Origin of the sequence: Hymenobacter sp. 15J16-1T3B (assembly GCF_020711235.1) — a bacterium.
In the GTDB taxonomy this organism is placed as follows: domain Bacteria; phylum Bacteroidota; class Bacteroidia; order Cytophagales; family Hymenobacteraceae; genus Solirubrum.
In genome coordinates this window covers 221,124-240,481 of sequence record NZ_JAJFAV010000005.1, presented here as the reverse complement: position 1 = coordinate 240,481, position 19,358 = coordinate 221,124, and the positions used below count along the sequence as shown (strand labels likewise).

Sequence of the window (19,358 nt, the reverse complement as noted above, 5' to 3'; positions counted from 1 at the left end):
CCTGCCGCCGGCGCCGCGCCCCGACTCGCCAGGGCGCGGCGCCGGCCGCGCAATTCGCAGCGCCTCCATCCGTTTGCCCCATTCCCATGAACGACATTCTCACCGCCGGCAAAGTCGAAACTTCCACCGACGCGCACGGCGTAGCCACCATTTCCTTTTTCCATCCGGCTCACAACTCCCTGCCCGGTGCCCTGCTCACCGAACTGGCCGCCACCATTACCCGCGTCGGGCAGGCCGCGCAAACAAAAGTTATCGTCTTGCGCAGCGAGGGTGAAAAAACCTTCTGTGCCGGGGCTTCCTTCGATGAGCTAATGGCCATCGGGACCGAAGCCGAAGGGCTGGATTTCTTCTCCGGCTTCGCCAAAGTCATCAACGCCTGCCGCACCTGCCCGTGCATCATCATCGGCCGCGTGCAGGGCAAGGCCATTGGCGGCGGCGTGGGCGTGGCCGCGGCCACCGATTATTGCTTGGCCACGGCTCACGCAGCGGTGAAGCTCAGCGAGCTGGTGGTGGGCATCGGCCCGTTCGTGGTCGGCCCGGCCGTGGAGCGCAAGATCGGAGGAGCGGCCTACGCCCAGCTGGCCCTCGATGCGGCCGAGTTCCGCTCCGCTGCCTGGGCCCGCGACCGGGGCCTATACGCGGAAATCTTCGATACTACCGAGCAACTGGACCACGCCGTGGCCGCCTTTGCCGCCAAGCTGGCGGCCTATAACCCCGAGGCCCTCCGCGAACTGAAGCAGGTGTTCTGGCAGGGAACCGTGCACTGGGGCGATTTGCTGGTGGAGCGCGCCGGCATCAGCGGCCGCCTGGTTCTATCAGACTTTACCCGCCAAGCCATCCACCGATTCAAAGCCAAGGCGTAACCGGCAGTTTACACAGCTACTTCATTTTGCCGGCAGGCGAAACGGCTTGCCTAGTTGATCGGGGTAGCCAATAACGGTGCAACGCTGCAGCCAGCGCCGCGCAGAACGAACCTTCTGCACGGCGCTGGTTTTTTTGCCGCCTCGGCTGCCGGCCTAGTTCGCTGGACGATTCCATCGTCATCACTGGCAACCGTTGAGCAAGGAAGAAGCATTGAGTGGGCTAGCCTGCGCGGGGACGTTACACGGCGTACTGCTGCGGCTGGGTTAAGTTAACTCATCAGTAAGCATACGGTTCCTTTGCTGTGATTTGGCTGCTAAACAGGTATTCTCAGCCCCTACAGCTTGCTGAAGGCTTGGCGCGGATAAGCAAGGGTCGGGTACACGTCGTTCAGCAAAACTTTCAGCACCGCAAGCCTTTACGCTTTGACGTCCTTGCACGCAGCGGCTACCAGCCTGATGGGACGGGACGCCGGGGCGGGGTAGGCGGGGCAATGGGCTCGTGAAAGGGAGTCCCCAATGCTGCCCGCAGGGACTTGAATGCGGGTAGTTGGCCAGCAGCCAAGGCCGTGGCCGCAGACTGCCCGGCAGCGTTGCGTTGATCGAGGCGGGCGCCGCGGGCGAGCAGCAAGTGGGCAACGGCCAAAAAGTTTGCTTCGGCTAGTGCTTGATCTGGCTTCTCCCGGAATTGGTTCAGCAAGACGGCTTGGCGAAGCAACAGCCAGTGCAGGGGAGTATAGCCCTCCTGGCCGACTTGGTTCGGATCTGCTCCGGCGTCGAGCAGGGCCCGCACGACGGTAAAAGTTGGATAATCGTTGCCCACGGCTGCCTGCAACGGACTTGTGCCGCCGGCAGCAGACCGATCAGGCCGGGCGCCCGCCTGCAGCAACGCTTGCACAACGGCCTCGTTGCCGCTAGCAGCGGCTTGTACCAACGGGGGATGGCGGGGCTTGCCAGCGGGGTCGGCGCCATGGGCCAGCAACCGCTGCACCGGCGCCGGTTCTCCACGACCGGCGGCGCGGGCCAGCGGGGTGAAGCCGGCGCTATCGGCCACCTCCAGGGGCGCGCCACGGCCCAGGTACAACTCCAGAACATCCACGCGAAGCGAATCGCTGAATTCGATCAGGCAATGCAGCGGGGTACGGCCCGCCTCATCCAGCTCGCGCAGGCTGGCGCCTGCGGCCAGGCAGGCTTTTGCCAGCTTCACATCCGGGTTCAGCCGGCCAGTGAGCAAGGGCGAAGCACCGCGCCCTTGCAGCCGTGCGCCGTGGGCCAGCAGCTGTTGCAACACAGGCAACGCCAGCGGACCGAGCCCCAGCACCTCGTGAGAGGGGGTATATCCGCTACTGCTGGTCGCATTCGGAGAAGCTCCGTGAGCTAGCAACAGCCGCACCAGCGCCGTATCGGCGTTCCACTCCAGAGCAACATGCAGGGGCGTGAGGCCTCGGCAGGAAGTGTTGACATCGGCGCCATGGGCCAACAGCGCCGCCACCAGGTTTTTGGTATTGCGGGCCACCCCCGGCCAGTGGTTGCGGCGAGCTTCGCTGTCTTCGGTGGCAGCGCGGTCGGAGTCCCCGTGATGCAGTGCGAGGGCCAACCATAAAGGCGTCATGCCCTGTTCGTCGACGGCGTTAGGATTGGCGCCCGCGGCCAGCAGCAGGCAGGCCGCGTCTGCCCGGCCTTCGCGGGCAGCGCAGTGCAGCGGAGTCGAGCGCCAATCATTGCGTTTGGGGTAAAATCCCCGGGGTTCGGTGTACAGGCTAGCCTCGCTGGCCGTACGGGCGTTGGGGTCGGCACCGGTGCCCAACAGCAACGCCACGGTTTCGGGCAAGCCCGTTTCGGCCGCCACGTGCAGCGCGTTGTAGCCGGCCCAGTTGGCGGCCGTCAGGCTCGCGCCCTGGCTCAGCAGCAAGCGCACCAAGGGCACGTCGCGGCGGCGAACGGCCAAATGCAGGGCCGTGGCGCCTTCCCCATTGGGCAGGTCTACGTCCGCGCCGTGCGTGACGAGGTACCGCGCCATGCCCAACTCTCCGCTGGTAGCGGCGTGATGCAAGGGGCGCATTCCGTTGGCGTCGGCCTCCGTCGGGTCGGCACCCGCCCTGAGCAGTAAATCCAGCAGGGCCACGCTGGCCGAGTCAGTTCGCTCCGGGGGCAGTTGGCCGGGCGGTGGGCGCATGGGCATTCGGGCGCGGCGGAGGTTATGGTTAATAAGCCGGGACAAATAAGGCCCCCACGTTTCCCAAGCAGCGACGTTGGGCCTGACTCCGCAGGCCAGCAGCAGACGGGCCAGTTCCAGTTCGTGGGAAGGGACGGCGTCGAACACCAAGGCAAGCGGCGAGACGTTCCCGGGACCAGGCAACCTGGCCCAGGCGCCTTGGTCGAGTAAGAACTTCGTCATGGCCACCTGCCCGTAGCTCAGGGCTACGTGCAAAGGGGCCTCACCGGGGCTGGGCGCCCGCGGACCGGGTAACATCAGCACCATACCCGACTGGACGGCGCCCGGTTCGGGGTAGCGGTCATTCACTTGAGCACCGCGAGCCAATAAGCGGCGGGCCATAACTAAGTCGCCGGTTGCCGCGGCCAGCCGGAGGAAATCGTTGTCGCTAAGCCCGAGGCGAACGGCTACCGGGAGAACCGGTGATTGGGCCACGGCATTGCTTGCCAGACTCGCCAGCAATACCACAAAGAAGAATACAATTAAACGTGCTCCAAACATGGATAGCAAAATTATCAATCTTCTGAAGCAAAGCAGCTTGTAACACACTTAGAAGGAGCTTGCGCATAGAGGAACCGATAATTTACAAGCATTAGCCCCCGGAGCGGCAGGTGTTTACCCCGCGCCAGATGTAGCCTGATACCGCAATACCTGGGCGGCCCCGGCACCGCCGTGCCTTAAGGCTAGAAGCACGGCTGCGCACGATTTGGCCTAGCTCTCGGCTTATCACCATTGGCGGACTACTCGGGCAGCTACAACAGCTTAGCAAGCAGGCGCAGCCCGAGAGAAGAGTGAAAATGCCGCACTGTGCGAGCTATTGGAAAAGGCGGATTGTCCTTGAAAAAGGTATTTATCGGCGCAAGTCTTAGGCTTCAACTCGCTGGGGCAACTACGACTTGGATTAATGTCATTTGGCTGTAATAATCAAGCACAATGTAGTAATAGTGATTAAAATGATGTTAATTTTGGAGTTTTCTCATTCAAAGGTTGCATTCAGAGCATAAGGGATGCTCTCATAATACCACAGGCGCATGGGCATTTTTACTGGTCAAAATCACCCGACCACCTTTAAGTGGTGGTCATTCGTATGGCTGTTGCTGTGCAGCAGCTTAGGCACGCAAGCTCAGAGCTGGCAATGGGCCCGCACGGCTGCGGGTCAATCATCTTCCTCTGATATGGCGGTGGACGCTGCGGGCAATAGCTACGTGGTCGGCGGCTTTTCGGGGACGGGGCCTAGCACAATGTCCTTCGGCAACAATGTCACGCTCACCTCAACGGGAGGGAGTGACATGTATGCCGTGCGCTACGATCCGACTGGGCTACCCCTGTGGGCAGCCCTGATTGATTTTAATCAGCTTGTTGCCGTGGGAGGGCCTAGCGTGACAGCGGACGGCAGCGGTGGCGCATACGTGGCGGGTTCATTGCCCAATGGCGTAACCGTCACGTTCGGTTCCCAGTCGGTCACTGGCAGCACGTACAACGATTCGTATCTGGTGAGATACAGCAGCGGCGGTGGGGTGCAATGGGCTATAGCGCTGCACACCTCAGAAACCGATATAGCTGCCGATACCAATGGCAACGTTTACCTCAGCGGCAGTCTTCTCGGTAGCTTGGGCGGCGTCACCAACACGGGCAACGGCAACATGATAGTAGCCAAGTTCTCCCCAAGTGGGAGTGTGCTGTGGGTGTCCCGGCCAAACGTTAATAATGATATTTACACCCGAGCGGGTAAGATTACCCTGGATAACGCGGGGCATGTATGGGCTACCGGCATGTCATTCAACACATCCGGATCGGGTGCTACGATGGCTTGGGGTAGCTCCTTACCTCACGCATCCATTTCTCCTTACAGCACTCCCAATAAATTCGTGGTGAAGCTAGCGGCCGGCGACGGAGTTGCTGCGCTGGCTTACGAGACAGAACGGCCTACGACTTCGGTCCCCAACGTTACCAGGGATATGGGCATTGTGGCAGATGAGGCCGGCAATGTATACCTGGCCACGACCATTAGGTCGTCTGGCGGGGCAGACTATACCGTGTCAATAGGCGGAGTTGGTAGTGCCAGTAGGTCCTTGACCGTACCAGCAGGTGTCAGCGGTAGCTACTTGGCCCGATTCAACAGCGGCGGCACGTTGGAGTGGGTTAACGTTACGGCTACCCCCTCCTCCGCCAGCTACTGTGATGTAGCCGGTGTGGCCTTAACCAGCAGCGGCGATGTGTACACCGGGGGCTACTTCGCGGGGACCGTGGATATTGTTGGCAACAGCCGAACCAGCGTGCTGGATGCTGGTTCGCGGCCTTCGTACGATGGGTTCCTGACCCGCTACTCGGCAGCGGGAGCGGTCGTTTCGGTGCAAACGCTGGCGGGTCTTAATAGCAGTGGTCAATCGGACCAGGATATCGTCAGCCACTTGGGCACGGACGCCAGTGGCTCCCTCTACCTCGGTGGGGGCTATTCTTACCAGATGGCCCTAGGCAATCTTACCTTGCCGGACCACAACGGCCTCCTCAGCACCTTCGTCGCCAAATACGGCGTGAGCTGCAGCCAGCCCACCGCCAATGCCGGCGCCGACCAGAACGCCTGCTCGGGCAACACGGTGACGCTCGGCGGCGCGGCGGCCCAAACGGGCGTGAACTACAGCTGGTCGGTGAGCCCCAGCATTGCGGGCTTTAGCAGCAGCCAGGCCCAGCCCACGGTGCAGTTGCCCGCCGTTACGGCCAGCGCCCAGTACGTCTTTACCCTGACCGCCACCGACGCGCAGACCAGCGTATGCACGGCCTCGGATGCGGTGACGGTAACCGTGGCACCCGCCCCGACAACCCCCAGCGCAACGGCTTCGCCGAGCAGCATTGCCCAAGGCCAAAGCGCCACGCTGAGCGTGAGCAACGTGCAGAGCGGCGTGAGCTACACCTGGAGCGGCCCAGGCCTGCAAACCACCACGGGCAGCAGCGTCACGGCCACGCCGCCCAGCACGGGCGCGGCGCAGTACACCGTGACGGCCACCAACGCCAGCAACTGCACGGCCACCGCGCAGGCCAGCGTGAGCGTGGCGGCCGCGCCGGTGCTGACGAGCTTCTCGCCCACCTACGTAAAGCCCGGCGACGCCATTACCATTACCGGCCAAAACCTGCAGGGGCTCACGCAGCTGACCTTCAACGGCGCGCCGCAAACCAGTTTTACGGTAAGCAGCGACGGCACCCAGATTACCACCACGGTACCGGGCCCGGACTACCAGCTGAACGGCAACAGCCAACCCGTGACTACCGGATTTGTGCGGGTCACTACGCCAGCTGGCTCGGCCGCCAGCCCCACGCGCCTGCGCATTTTCAACGTCATTGGGTACTACGATGCGTCGCGCGGGTACAACTACCCGGCGCCGCAACCTTTGACTCAGAGCCTCACCATCAACAACGGAGCTCAGGTTTACCTGAAAGGCTCCGGCTTTCTGGGTGCCACCGGGGCCACCTTTCAGGCCTTTAATACCGGGTGCGGAAGCGTTTCCTCGTTTGTGGGTACTCCCGCGGTGCTCAACGATTCGATGCTTTACGTGGTGTTCCAGTACAACCTGGCGGGTTTTGTCAACCCGTACGTAACGCTGAATATTACCACGCCCGCAGGCACGTTGGCGTCCTATGGCTCGCCGCGAAACCCCTATTTCGCTAACCTGCTAATCGGCACCCCATTCGCCTCGTGTCTTACGCCGGCCAGCGGACCGGCCGGTACGCGCGTAACGCTCAACGGCAACTGGACCACTGGCTCTGGTGCTGGGGCAACGGGACTCACCTTCAACGGGGTGCCCGGCCTCAACTTCGCCGCTGGCACCAATAACGGCCGGCAAACGGCAACGGCGGATATTCCGCCCGGTCTAAGCCCCGGCGTCATCACCGTGCAGGCAGTAGGCAACTTTGGCTTCGCCAGCAACACCTACTTGAGTCTGCCGTTTACGCTGACCGCGCAGCCGTCCATTACCAACTTTACGCCCAACAACGGCCCGACCAACCTGACTACGGTGACGCTAACGGGCGTCAACCTGACGGGCGCCACCGCCGTGAGCTTCAACGGCACCGCGGCTTCGGGCTTTACGGTGGATGCCACCGGCACCCAGCTGACCGTGACGGTTCCGAACGGGGCCACGACCGGACCCATTTCGGTGACGACGCCGCAGGGCACGGGCACGAGCACCAGCAACTTCACCGTCACCGGGCAAGGCCCGGTCATCAGCTCGTTTGCGCCGGTTTTTGCCAAGAGCGGGCAGACCGTCACCATCACCGGCAGCAACTTGACGGGGGCCACGGCGCTGCGCTTCAGCGGCGTGAGCCAGCCCTCCTTTACGGTGAATGCCGCCGGCACGCAGCTGACGGCCACGGTTCCGTTCGCCAACACGTCCGCGTCGCCGGATCTGCCGTCGGGCCTGATTCAGGTGGTGACGCCGGTGGGCACGGCCACGTCGGCTACCTCGCTGCGCCTGCTGGCCGTGACGGCGGCCACGGTGGGCTCCAGCACCTACCCCGGCGGGCTGACGGGCGACAACGCCACCATCAGTGGCACAGGCTTCACCGGAGCCACGGTGGCTTATGTGCTGAACTCCATCACGTACACCGTGCAGTACACGGTGGTTAGCGAAACCCAGATTACCGCCACGGTGCCCGATCTGAGCGGCGTGTCAGCCTTGTCGGGCAACGGCGGGTTCATCGTGACGAACACGCCCGGGCTGAGCGGCGCCAACTTCGAAGTAATGAGCCCGGTTATCAGCTCCCTGTCGCCGAGCAGCGGCCCGGCGGGCACGGTGGTGACGGTAACCGGCTTCAACTTCCAGCGCACCGACCCGCGTTTGGGCTTCCCGATACCGGCGCAGATTACGGGCGTGACCTTCAACGGCGTAGCTGGCACCAATTTTCAGCTGCTGAGCCCCACCCAGGCCCGGGTGACAGTGCCCGCGGGTGCCGGCACCGGCTATGTGCGCCCGGCCGGCGGCCCCCTGCAGGAAGGCAGCTCGCGCGGCCTGGCCTTCACGGTGGCTACCCCGACCACGGCCAACGTGTGGACCGGCGCGAATTCCACGGCGTGGACGACGGCCTCGAACTGGAGCCTGGGCACGGTGCCGGTTACCAGCAATGACGTGATTATCCCGGCCGGCGCCGCGCGCTACCCGGTGGTAAGCACGACGCAACCGGCCGTGGCTTCCGTATCGGTAGCCGCGGGTGCTTCGCTGAGCTTGTCGAACGGCACCCTGCAGGTGCTCGGCACGCTGACCAACAACGGCACCATCACCCAAGCCAGCGGCTTGCTGGAAGTGCAGGGCAACGTGGTCAACAACGGCAGCTACACCACCACGGGCCTGGCCCCGCTGCGCCTTACCTCGACGACCACGGCCCAGTTGCTGGGCGGTTCCGGCACCATGCAGCTGTTCAACCTGCTGGTGGGCACTCCCGGGGCCACGCTGACTGGCCCGGTGCAGGTCCGCGGCATGGTGAGCCTGACGAGCGGCAACCTGGCGTCGAACGGCAACCTCACCCTCTTGTCGGATGCGCAGAACACGGGCCTGGTTGCCAACCTGGGCAGCGGCGTCGTGACCGGCAACGTGACGGTGCAGCGCTACCTCAGCCCCGCCCTGAACGCGGGTTTGGGTTACCGTCACCTCAGCAGCCCCGTGTCCTCGGGCGCTACGGTGGCCGATTTGGCCGCCCCCGCCACCACGCCCGTGGTGAACCCGGCCTACAACTCGGCGCCGAACCCCTACGCCGTAACGCCGTTTCCGACGGTGTTTCAGTACAACGAACAGCGCCTGACGGGCAGCGGAACCACGGCCGATTTCGACTACGGTTGGGAGTCGCCGGCCGCTACCAGTAGCCCGCTGGCCGTAGGTCGGGGCTACACGTCGAACCTGAGCCCGACGACCGTGGACTTCACCGGCCCGCTGAACAACGGCGCCCTGCCGGTGAGCCTGACGCGCGGTAGCACGGCGGCTTCGGGCTGGCAGCTGCTGGGCAACCCTTACCCCTCGCCGCTTAACTGGGACAACCTGACGCGCCCGGCCGGCGTGGACAACGCCTTGTACGTGTACCGCTCCAGCGGGCAGTACACGGGCAGCTACGTGAGCTACGTCAACGGCGTGGGCCCGGCGGGCGCCAACATCGTGGCCATGGCGCAGGGCTTCTTTGCCCGGGTCACGACGGGTACGAGTGCGGCCACGCTTACCTTCACCAACGCCGCCCGCGAAACCAGCTACCCGAACCCCGCCGTGTACCGGACCCAGGAAACCCGGCCGGTGCTGGCGCTGGCGCTGCGGCGCACTGGCAGCAGCGCCCCGGTCGATGCTGATGCGTTCTACTGCTACCAGGAAGCCGGCGCCACCACCGGCTTCGACTCCCGTTTCGACGCGCTGAAAGTGCAGCTCAACGGCGGCCAGCAGCCGACCCTGTACCAGCAGGACGGCGCCAACAGCTTCGCCATTCAGGGCCTGCCCACCGGCAGCCAGCCGTTTGACCTCACGCTGGCGGTGAATGCCCCGCAGGCTGGCTCTTACACGTTTGCGCCCGAGCAGCTGGTCAACTTCCCGACCTCCAGTCAGCTGCTTCTGGAGGACCGCCTGACCGGCACTTGGCACGACCTGCGCCAGGGCACTTACACGGTGCAGCTGGCGCAGGGCTTGAGCACCGTCCGCTTTGTGCTGCACCTCAACGCCAGCCGTCCGCTGGCCACCACGGCGGCGCGGCTGGCCGGTGCCACCTTGCAGGTATACCCGAACCCGGCTGCCGGCACGAGCGTGACCCTGGCCGCCGCAGGGCTGCCCACCGGCAGCGCCGAGCTGCGCTTGGTAAATGCTCTGGGCCAGGTAGTGCGGACCGAAACCCTGACGCTGCGCGGTCCGCTGCTGGAGCAGCCGCTTGCCGTTGACAAGCTCCCGGTGGGTGTGTACACTGTGCAACTGCGCACCAGCGCCGGCACGCTCACCCGCAAACTGGTGCTGCACTAACCATCCGCTGAACTCGACGAACAGCTGACCTCCGCCTCATCATTCCCGGTTTTACAGCCGCCGAGTCCTACGTTTTAGGCTCGGCGGCCCTGCCGCCTCAGCAGTTCTAATTAACAACGGCTCGACGGCTGAAAACGGAAACGGTAGCCCTGACGCACAACGCCCCTGCTTCGTGAGAAGCAGGGGCGTTGTGCGTCAGGGCCGCGGAGAAACGTTGTCTTTGCACCGGGGCAAGCACCACAGTGGCCGAGTTTATTTTGGCAAATTCAATGCGTGGACTTCCCCATGACACATCTTTTTCAGATCGAGGCTTGAGTCACTCAGCCGGCTTTGCCGGGCGGCCCCCGGGAGCAAGCCTAAATCACAGCTCAAGCCCAAGAGCACTCAGCGGAAAACCGACAAGGGCACCGTGAGCAGCTGCGAAGCTGCCTCCGGCGTATGCACCAACAACCGCAGGGAGGAGGGGCTGGCGTTTGCCGGAAGATCTATGGTCACCTTCAGCCGCCCGTTTTTGCGCGGTGTCAACGCTGGATGCCACCCCCCGGCTGGGACCTCCCCAGCGGCCGGCGGGAGGGGTAAGCTTAGCCGCTGGCCGGCAGAAGTCTGCTGGGCGTACGCAGGAGACCAGTCGGAAGTGGCTGCGGCATCCCAGTCGGACGGATAAGGCGCTGAGGCAACGGGTAGCCCTTCGTTTATCCGCCGCAGTTCCACGGAGTCGCCTTCTAGGGCGGAAATGGCCGTTTCACCGAGCAGGCGCAACCCGGGCGCGGTGCGTTGTGGGTAATAGCCCTGGTCGATGCGGGCCGCCGCCACGGCATACGCTGCTACGGCCCGCGTACGGTCCTGCCATTCCCCGGTTTGTTGGGGCACCCAGTGTTGGGCATAAAGCGGCTCCGATGGGGCCGTTTGATCGGCCGCAGTCAGCACGAGCTTTGCTAATGCCTCCGCCGCCACGGGCCGCCCCTGGGCATCCTGCACCCGCAGCCGAATCTGCCAGCGGCTGACGCCGGCGGCCGAGGTGCGGCGCCGGGCCCGGAGCAACCGCAGCTGCGGGGCGTGGGCGGGCGCTAGCAGCGGGCTGGCGTGCGTGTACAAGCGGTTCTGCTGCCACTGCGTGGTACGCAGCCAGCACGCGGCGCCCCGCGCAGTGGCCGGCACGCATACGTGCTGCTGTTCACCGGCGCGCAGCCGCAACCATTGCTGCGCCAGCACCCGGTCGGCTGCGCCAAACTCGACCAGCATCGGCCCTCCAGTTTGGCTGCCCACCACTACGCAGCCAGTGTCGGCCGGGGCCAGCGCCCGAGCCCCGATAAACCAATCGGGCGTCGGGAAAGGCAGGCAGGCGGCGGCCGCGTCGTAGAGCAGCAGCGCAAAGTCGGCTTGGGCGGGCTGGGCCAGCGAATCGGTGGTGCGCACCCGCAGCAGGAACACGCCCGGGGCTTGGCGGCGCAGCACGGCATTCAGCTCCGGTAGGGCCATGCTGCGCGTATCGAAGGGTTGCGTGGCGACCAACTCCTTGGACAGCTTGGCCAAATCCGGCTTGAGTACTGCGGTTGGCTCCAAGTCCGGGTAGTCCAGGGGCTGCTCGCCGGTGAGGTGTTCCAACCACGCACTGGCCCATGAACTTAGCTCAGCCGCGGTGCCCGAAACCCGGTACAGCTCCAGCTGCCCCGTGGCCTCGCGTGCCGCGGCCGAGCTGGCTTCGCAGGCTACGCGCAGCGGCACCAGGTCTTGGCGGTTCAGCACCGCCGGAGCGTGCAGGTGCAGCAGGCGCAACGGCCGGTCCAGGGGCAGCTCGCGGAAACTGACTACGCTGTCGGTACCGGCGTAGGCCACGGCTTGCACGCGCACGCGGTAGGCCAGCTGCCCCGGCGACAAGCGCGCCGGAGGCACATCGGCCGGGGCCGCGGCCCGAAAAGAAAAGCTCCAGCCGCCGTCCGGACCGGTTTGCACCGTGCCCGCGTCCAGCACCTGTTCCGCCGCGGGCAGCGTGTTCAGCACCGGGTCGCCGTACACGCCGTTCTTATGCAAACGCACCACTTCGCGCACAACCTGATACCGCACGCGCAGGCCCGGCTGTTCCTGCCCCTTTGGCGAGAGAACCCGCCCGCGGACGGTTACCAGCTCTTGCCGCTGCACCTGCTTGGGTAAATCAGCCCAGATCACTTGCATGCCAGCAGGGACGGGGGGGCGTAGCGACAAGGTTAGCTGCTGCCGGCCCAGGTTCAGGGTCAGGTAGTCGTACCCGGCGGCTAAGCTATCCGGCAACACCAGGGTACCGCTATAACTGCCGAAAGCATTGGTCCGAATCGGAATGCGGTTAGTAGCCGCTCCTGGCAGGGTCACTTGCAACGTATCCACCAAGCCGGCGCCGACGTGCCAGGTCGGGGTGTTGCGGGTCAGGATGATTTTGTAGTGCACCGTGTCGCCGGGCGCGTAGGTCGACCGGTCGGTCACAATCAGGCCCGCCGACGTGCCCTCTAAAGCCGCCGCGGCCTGCGCACTGCTGTCCGGCGGCCCGGCCGGCCCGGGCACCAGCAGCGAATCGGCCGCGTAACTCAGCAGCAGATCCGCGCGGTGGCTGTAGCCCTGGCGCGTGGGAGCTGGGCCGCGCAAGTGCAGCCAGCCATCCGCCCCGGGCTGGGGCGATGAAACGGGGCCCCAGCTCAGCCGGGGAAGGCTATCTACGGGCGGTGTAAACACGTACCGGGCCTGCACGCCGGGCTGCGGCAGTCCCGTGCGCCGGTTGAGCAGCAACAACGACGTGGTGCCCCGGGCGGGCATTTGCCGCCGCAAAGCGACCAACTTGCTGGCCTGCAGAAACAGGCACTGCGTATTCGAATCTAGCTGGTCCCATTCCGCGGGCGTCGCAGTCGCGCTGTACACCACTAGGTAATGCCCACTGGGTAGCGCGGGCCCGGACAAGTCATGCGCCACGCCATCCGGCGCGGCAGGCGCTACCTGCCAAGCGGCGGCCGGCGTCGCGTGGCGGTCCAGCACGTAGCGGTACGCGCGGATGTGGGCCGTTGAATGCGCATCGGAAGGATTGGCGAGTTCCTCTGGCCTGGGCATCAGAGCCAAGGGCAACCGGAAGGCCCAGGCATGTACCCGCGGCACGTTCTGCGTGGTTACTTGCATCGACCAAGCCGAGTCGGCGGGCACCTGCAGCGAAGCGGTGGACACCGACAGTTGAGGGCGCTGTAATAGATAGCGCAGTGCCTCGCACTGCCGGCCGCCCAACGAGGCGGGGTAGCGCTGCAGCCCCTCCTGGCATAAGGCCAGCGCCGAGTCGCGGCTGAGCGGCAGCCACTGCTGGGCCGCCAAGGCCAGGTATTCGGCGGCAATAGGCAAGTGGCGGTAGTCGCGGGCGCCCTGCCGCAGCGCGTCGCGGTACAGGGTTTTGGCATACGCCTCGGGCGCCTGCGCAGCAATTGATTCCAGGCGCGTCAACCGAACAATGGCCTGACCGGTAGCAGTGGCCGGCTGAGCATTTTCCCAGCGCTGCAAGGCCCAGGCCCACAGCGGCAAGGTCTGCGAGTCGGCGCCTACGGGCTGGTCGGTACTCAGCAACTGCCGCGTAAAGCTGGCAGTGCTACCCAGCAGGGCGGCATAGTAGTGCGCGGTGCGCAGGGAATCGGTTGCACTAGCTGGGGCGAGGGAACCGTGCGGCAGCCCGGCCACGGCCCGGCTGTAAATCAGGTCTAACAGGGTTTCGTAACCGGCTCCGGTATGGGCGTTGAGCCCGCGCAGCAAATACGGCGTGGCCCGCAAGCGCAACTGCCGTTGCTGGTCCGGGGCTTCCAGTAAGGACAGCCGGTAATGCTCCCAGGAGGCTTGCTCCAGCCGCTCGTCGCTCCAGTGCGCGATGCTGGTTTTGGGCTCCTGCTCGGGGCCCCACGCATTTAGGTCTTGTCGGTAGTGCTTGGTTCGCAGGTATTGGTGGTATGCTTCGCCCAATAACGAATGCAGCAGCGGCCGCACCGGAAACGTGGCTTGCTTCAATTCCTGCTCCAGGGCACCGATTGGAATCTTACGCCGGCCCCAAAGGCCGGAGTCCATGCCTTCCAACTCCAAGGCTAAGACCGTGGCCTGCAAATACACCGCGCCCTCGCCCCGGAGTTGGGCTTCACCCGCCAGGGCACGCGCTTGGTGGCGCGCGCTCAGCTGCTTTTGCTGCTGAGCGGCGCCTTGGTTGTAGCCGGGACTGACAACTAATGCATTCAGCTGCTTTAGCTGCCGGGCATAGGCGGTGGCGCGCGACGACGGGGTTTGCGCCAGCGTAGCGGTGGTTGCCAGCAGCAAGAGCCCGCAGGCCCAGCTGCGCGCTGCTGCCCGAAGGAGGAAAAAGGTCGACATAACCCCGTTGCAGAAGTGGCCTTGTGGAAAAACGGAGCACAAGTTACCACTAATCCAAGCGCAGCCAGTCCCTTAGTGGCCTTGCATAACCAACAGCAGATTCGTTTGCTCGGGCTTGTCAACTGTATGCCCGCTTACTCGAGTTATTGCAACCAAAAGCAAATCAGCCACCCAGACCTGTGTCTAAGTGGCTGATTCTGAGTGAGCGGGAAACGAGGCTCGAACTCGCGACCCTCAGCTTGGGAAGCTGATGCTCTACCAACTGAGCTACTCCCGCTTGATGTTTGGTAGAGCAAAAGTACGTAGCAGCAGCGAATATGCAAGACGGCAGCGGTGGGTGTTAGTAAACGTCGAGTCAGATTGAGGGCACTTGTTTGAGGCAACGCCCGGCGAAATATTGCGTTGAGTTGGGCTATGGCTACTTCTCTTTCTCCGGCGACCCGGCGCTTGGTCGGGCTGATGCTGATTGTGGCGGGTGGGCTGTTGGTCACGGCGCAGGTGCTGCGGTTTGGCGTATCGGCGGCCGAATGGCAGCAAGGCGGCTGGAACGCCGTGCAGCCGACGTATCTGGTGTTGTCCGTGCTGATGTTGGTGCTGGGCGCGCTCATCATTCGCTACGGGTGGCGCATGCGGCAAGACGGACGTATCTCCGACGAGCCCGGCGGCGGCCGCGTGTCGTGACGAACGGCGGCGCGTTTTGTTTCTTTGCCGCGCTATGTCCTCACCGCTCCGCATCGTTCCAGCCAAACGAACCGCCGCCACTGCGGCCCAACTCGCCGAGTTCGGCCGCCAAACCTTTCAGGATACCTACGCCGCGCAGAACACGGCGGAGGATATGGCCCTGTACGTGGCGGAGAATTTCGGTCCGGAGCAGCAGCTAGCGGAGTTGCAGGATCCGAACACCATTTTTTTCCTGGCGTTGATGCAGCAGCAACTGGTAGGCTACGCCAAGCTGACCATCGGCTCGGGCCTGGGCGCTGAGCCCGGCGCCGATGTGCGCAACCGGGCCGAGCTGCAGCGCCTCTACGTGCAGGAAGACTGGCAGGGCACCGGGCTGGGTGCGAGCTTGCTGCGGCGCTGTCTCGACGAGACCCGGCAACGCGGCTGCCGTTCCCTGGTGCTGAGCGTGTGGGAGAAAAACGAAAAGGCCCAGGAGTTTTACCGCCGCAAAGGCTTCAAGCAAATCGGTGAAACCGAATTCCGCGTGGGAAACGACGTGCAAACCGACTACGTCCTGCGCAGGGGGCTATGAGGAGGCGGCTGCTGGACGTGCGCTGGGAGTGGTTGACAAGCCTTGGGCTGGGCTTGTTGTCCGCCTGCTCGCCCGCTGCCGACCGCCAGCAGCGCGTGGCCCCCGTTGGCCGCTACGAAGGCACGCTTACCTACCGCGGCGCCGAGCTACCGGTAGTGCTCAACGTCTACCAAGATTCGGCCAGCCGACTGGTGCAAGTGCAGCTGCGGGCGCCGGGCGGGCCGCCGTACGCCCGGTGGTTCGATAGCGTGGCGTATCGAGCGCCGGCGTTGGTGGGGCGCTTGCCCGGGGGCAGCCGCTTGGCCCTGCGCGAAGAGCCGAATTTCCTCACCGGCGCCGTGTGGTTGCACGATACGCTGCGGGCCGAACTGGTAGCCGTGCGCCGGGGCGCAGCCGATTTACCTGCTTATACCGTGACGCGCCAACCGGCGGCCGGCGCAGCTCCCGCCGTGCTGCGCTACTTGCCCCTCGACACCGCGCAGCACCGACCGGCCTTGTTATATTGGCCGATGCCCGGCGCTGCGGGCGCTGCCTACGGCTGGGCCGACTGGCTGGCTGGCCAGGGCGTGCAGGTGGCCCTAGCCAGCCCCACTGTCGCCCTATCTGATTCGGTAGCGGCCCAGCAAATAGCGGCTGCGCTGCGGCGGCTGCGGGCCGAACCCCGGGTTGATTCCGGCAAAGTGGGCGTGTGGGCAACTGGGCCGGGCGGCCGGGCGGCCGTTCTATCGGCCGAAGCGGCGCGGCCGCGCTTTCTGCTGGTGCAGGGCGCCGCTTTCGGGCGGGCCGACCGGGCGTGGCTGCGGCAGCTAAGTCGGCAGCCGGTGGCCGTGCTGGGGCTGTACGGCGCCCTCGATACCAGTTTGAACGTAGCCATAAGCAGCCAGCAGCTCCGCAATGCCGTGGGGCGTAGGCGGGGCTCGGGCGTGAAGGTGTACCAGCAGGCCAACGGCGCCTTGCTCTTGCCCGCGCGGGCCGATTCGGCGCGGCGCTGGCCGCAGCCCCCGCCCGACCTGGCGCCCAGCCTGCAGCAGTGGCTACGAGGCTTGCACTAGCACCTAGCGCAGTCTAGGTTGCGCCTGTGCCGTCGTCCATTCACGCGGCGCTATTGCTGCTGGCCATTGCCGCCGGGTGGCGCTACACCAGCAGCAGCCCCTTCTCGCGCAGCAGCAGCCACGCCGGCGACACCAGGAAAGACTCAAACGACAGGCCCGCCTCGGCAGCTGGGAACGTGGCAGCGGCTTCTTTCAAGAGTAATTTGGTATCGTAGTCGGCGGAGAGCTGGGTGAGCAGGCCCTGCAGCCACTGGCCGATGGCGGGCGTGGTTTTCAGCTCGAAGTCTTCGGCCTGCTCGTAGAAGGTTAGCACGGCCTGCTCGGTGAAGCGGCCCTTTTTCTGGCGGGTTTCCAAGCGCAGTTCGGGCGCGTTGCCCAGCCAGAACAAGCGCAGGTTCTGCTTGGCCAGATCCGGCTTGCCGGGTTCGGTCAGCGCCGCCTCGACGAGCTGGCGCGGCACGGTGGGGCGCGGCACCCGGAAGTCAAACCAAAACTGCAGCGGCTCGTGCAGGGCCACGCCGTGCATGTAGTTGTACAGGGCTTTGGCCAGGCCGGGGCCGAACTGCTCGTGGTCGGCGCCGGTGGGGTCGTCGTGCCAGAGGTCGTTCCAGGCGAAAGCGCCGGGCTCGGGGCCGATCTGCGTCACCTTGTACTTCGCCGGGTTCTTGCCCACGGGCGAGTGGGCCGTCATGGCGAAGCGGTGCCAGTAGCCCGACTGCACGATACCGGCCTGAAACAGCTGCCGCACTACTTCCAGCGAATCCACGGTTTCCTGGGCAGTTTCGGTGGGGAAGCCGTACATCAAGTAGGCGTGCACCATGATGCCGGCCTGGGTGAAGCCCTCCGTCACGCGCGCCACTTGGGCAATGGTGACGCCCTTTTCCATCAGCGCCAGCAGGCGGTCGGAAGCCACTTCCAGCCCGCCCGACACGGCAATGCAGCCCGCGGCGGCCAGCAGGCGGCACAGGTCGGGCGAGAAGGTTTTCTCGAAGCGAATGTTGCCCCACCACGTGATGCTCACGCGGCGCTTAAGCAGCTCGATGGCCAAGTCGCGCAGGGCCAGGGGCGGGGCCGCCTCGTCGACGAAGTGAAAGCCGGTTTGCCCGGTTTGCCGCACGATTTGCTCGATGCGGTCGACCAGCAGTGCGCTCGGGGCGGTGTCGTAGCGGCGGATGTAGTCCAGCGTCACGTCGCAGAAGGAGCAGCGCTTCCAGTAGCAGCCGTGGGCCACGGTGAGCTTGTTCCAGCGCCCGTCGCTCCAGAGGCGGTGCATGGGGTTCAGCACCTCAATCACCGAGAGGTAGTCGCGCAGCGGCAAGCCGTCGTAGTCCGGCGTGCCGATTTCGGTGTGGGGAATGTCCGCGTCGGGGCAGTCGTTGCGGTATTCCACTTGGCCGGCGGCGTTGCGCAGGAAGGTGCGCTGCAAGGCCGGTTGTGCTAAAACGTCATGCTGAGGCACAGCCGAACCAGCTCGCTCGGTAGTGGCTTCCGCAGTCAGCGCAGCAGTACTTGGAATCAGCCGGCGAGATGTCTCGACTTCGCTCGACATGACCGGCCGGCTCCGGTCGTTCTGGTCAAGCACGCGGGATGCCTCTCGGGGCCCGGCATGACATTCTGCGAAGTCGGCCTTACGCGCCTTTTCGGCCGCGAAATACTCCAGCAGCTTTAGCCAGGGCCCCTCGCCGTCGTCCAGAGTGAGGTAGTCGATGTAGTCGAAAAAACGGGGTTCCTTAATGCCGCGCAGCTCGGTGTTGGGGTAACCGCCGCCCATCAGGGTGCGAATGTCGGGCCGTTGCTGCTTGGCAAACTGTGCGAGGCGCAGCGCGCCGTAGAGGTTGCCGGGGAAGGGCACGGTGAAGCCGATGACGTCGGGCTGCTCGCGCTGCAGCACCTCGGCAAAGCACTCCAGCATCATTTCGTCCACGAGGTTGGGCGCGACTTGCAGCGCGTCGTGCAGCTCATCGAAGGAGGTGGCGGTGAGGCCCAGGTGCTCGGCGTAGCGCGAAAAGCCGAACTGCGGCCCGACGGTTTCTTTGAGCAGATCGGCCAGGTCTTCGAGGTAGAGCGTGGCCAAGTGGCGGGCTTGGTCGGTGAGGCCCATGGTGCCGAAGGCGGTTTCCAAGTCAGCCACGTTGTCGAAGCGCGCGGCTTCGGGCAAGAAGCGGCCGTGGCAGATGCGCGGGGCCAGCGTCAGGTCCTTGTTCTGCAGAAAGCGGATGACCGGCTCGACGGTGCTTTCGTAGCGGCGGCGCAGGCGCAGCATACGGCGGGCGTTGTCCGTCAGCTCGAAACCTCCGTGCTCGATGGCGTCGAACACCCGGCGCAGCCCCGCCGCTGAAAACAACCGCAGCACCAGCTCAATGCCGATATCGGCCTGGGCGGCGTGGTAGCCGCGGCCGCGCAAGAAGCCCGTGAGGTAGGCCGTGGCCGGGTACGGGGTGTTCAGCTGCGTGAGCGGCGGGGTGATGAGCAGAATGCGCAGGGGGGTAGACGTCGTCGGCACGGGGCAACAACCGCGAAGGCGCGGCAAAGGTGCCCGCAAAGGTAGACCACGGATGCCACTGATGCAGGCGGCATCGTCGGGAGCGTATGGCGCGCCAGCGACGTGACGGGGTGCCGTAATTCAGTACTGGCACTGATTTGCAG

The 19,358-nt window shown here is 64.9% G+C and carries 8 protein-coding genes and 1 tRNA gene; 5 read left to right on the top strand and 4 right to left on the bottom strand.

What is annotated here, in order from left to right; all coding sequences use genetic code 11:
* The first annotated feature begins 86 nt into the window (after positions 1-86).
* A complete protein-coding gene (locus tag LJ737_RS11140) occupies positions 87-863 on the top strand; it encodes an enoyl-CoA hydratase/isomerase family protein (RefSeq protein ID WP_227765631.1) in 777 nt (258 codons plus the stop codon).
* Positions 864-1,308: 445 nt separating this feature from the next.
* Here the strand turns inward: LJ737_RS11140 and LJ737_RS11135 are convergent, their stop codons facing one another.
* The gene (locus tag LJ737_RS11135; RefSeq protein ID WP_227765629.1) at positions 1,309-3,594 is read right to left on the bottom strand and encodes an ankyrin repeat domain-containing protein; all 2,286 of its coding nucleotides are present in this window, start codon (positions 3,592-3,594) and stop codon (positions 1,309-1,311) included.
* Positions 3,595-5,321: 1,727 nt separating this feature from the next.
* Here LJ737_RS11135 and LJ737_RS11130 point away from each other — a divergent pair.
* Positions 5,322-10,052: a DUF8693 domain-containing protein gene (locus LJ737_RS11130; RefSeq protein ID WP_227765627.1), complete on the top strand. Its 4,731-nt coding sequence runs from the start codon at positions 5,322-5,324 to the stop codon at positions 10,050-10,052.
* Positions 10,053-10,436: 384 nt separating this feature from the next.
* Here LJ737_RS11130 and LJ737_RS11125 read toward each other — a convergent pair whose 3' ends face one another.
* Together LJ737_RS11125 and LJ737_RS11120 are read right to left on the bottom strand one after the other, a co-directional pair.
* Positions 10,437-14,408, bottom strand: coding sequence for a hypothetical protein (locus tag LJ737_RS11125; RefSeq protein WP_227765625.1), 3,972 nt, complete (start codon positions 14,406-14,408; stop codon positions 10,437-10,439).
* A gap of 204 nt (positions 14,409-14,612) precedes the next feature.
* Positions 14,613-14,685: transfer RNA gene (locus tag LJ737_RS11120), tRNA-Gly, on the bottom strand.
* 137 nt (positions 14,686-14,822) lie between these two features.
* On the opposite strand from LJ737_RS11120, the gene LJ737_RS11115 reads away from it, so the two are divergent.
* The 3 genes from LJ737_RS11115 to LJ737_RS11105 are packed head-to-tail and all read left to right on the top strand — an operon-like array spanning position 14,823 to position 16,712.
* On the top strand, positions 14,823-15,089 hold the full coding sequence (locus LJ737_RS11115) for a hypothetical protein (protein WP_227765622.1): 267 nt from the start codon (positions 14,823-14,825) through the stop codon (positions 15,087-15,089).
* Between the two features lie 34 nt (positions 15,090-15,123).
* Positions 15,124-15,660: a GNAT family N-acetyltransferase gene (locus LJ737_RS11110; RefSeq protein ID WP_227765620.1), complete on the top strand. Its 537-nt coding sequence runs from the start codon at positions 15,124-15,126 to the stop codon at positions 15,658-15,660.
* Positions 15,657-16,712 carry a dienelactone hydrolase family protein gene (locus tag LJ737_RS11105; protein WP_227765618.1) on the top strand — a complete coding sequence of 352 codons (1,056 nt, stop codon included), beginning with the start codon at positions 15,657-15,659 and terminating at the stop codon, positions 16,710-16,712. Before LJ737_RS11110 ends, LJ737_RS11105 begins: the two co-directional genes overlap by 4 nt.
* An 82-nt stretch (positions 16,713-16,794) precedes the next feature.
* On the opposite strand, the gene LJ737_RS11100 is transcribed toward LJ737_RS11105, so the two are convergent.
* On the bottom strand, positions 16,795-19,215 hold the full coding sequence (locus LJ737_RS11100) for a B12-binding domain-containing radical SAM protein (protein WP_227765616.1): 2,421 nt from the start codon (positions 19,213-19,215) through the stop codon (positions 16,795-16,797).
* Between the last annotated feature and the right edge of the window lie 143 nt (positions 19,216-19,358).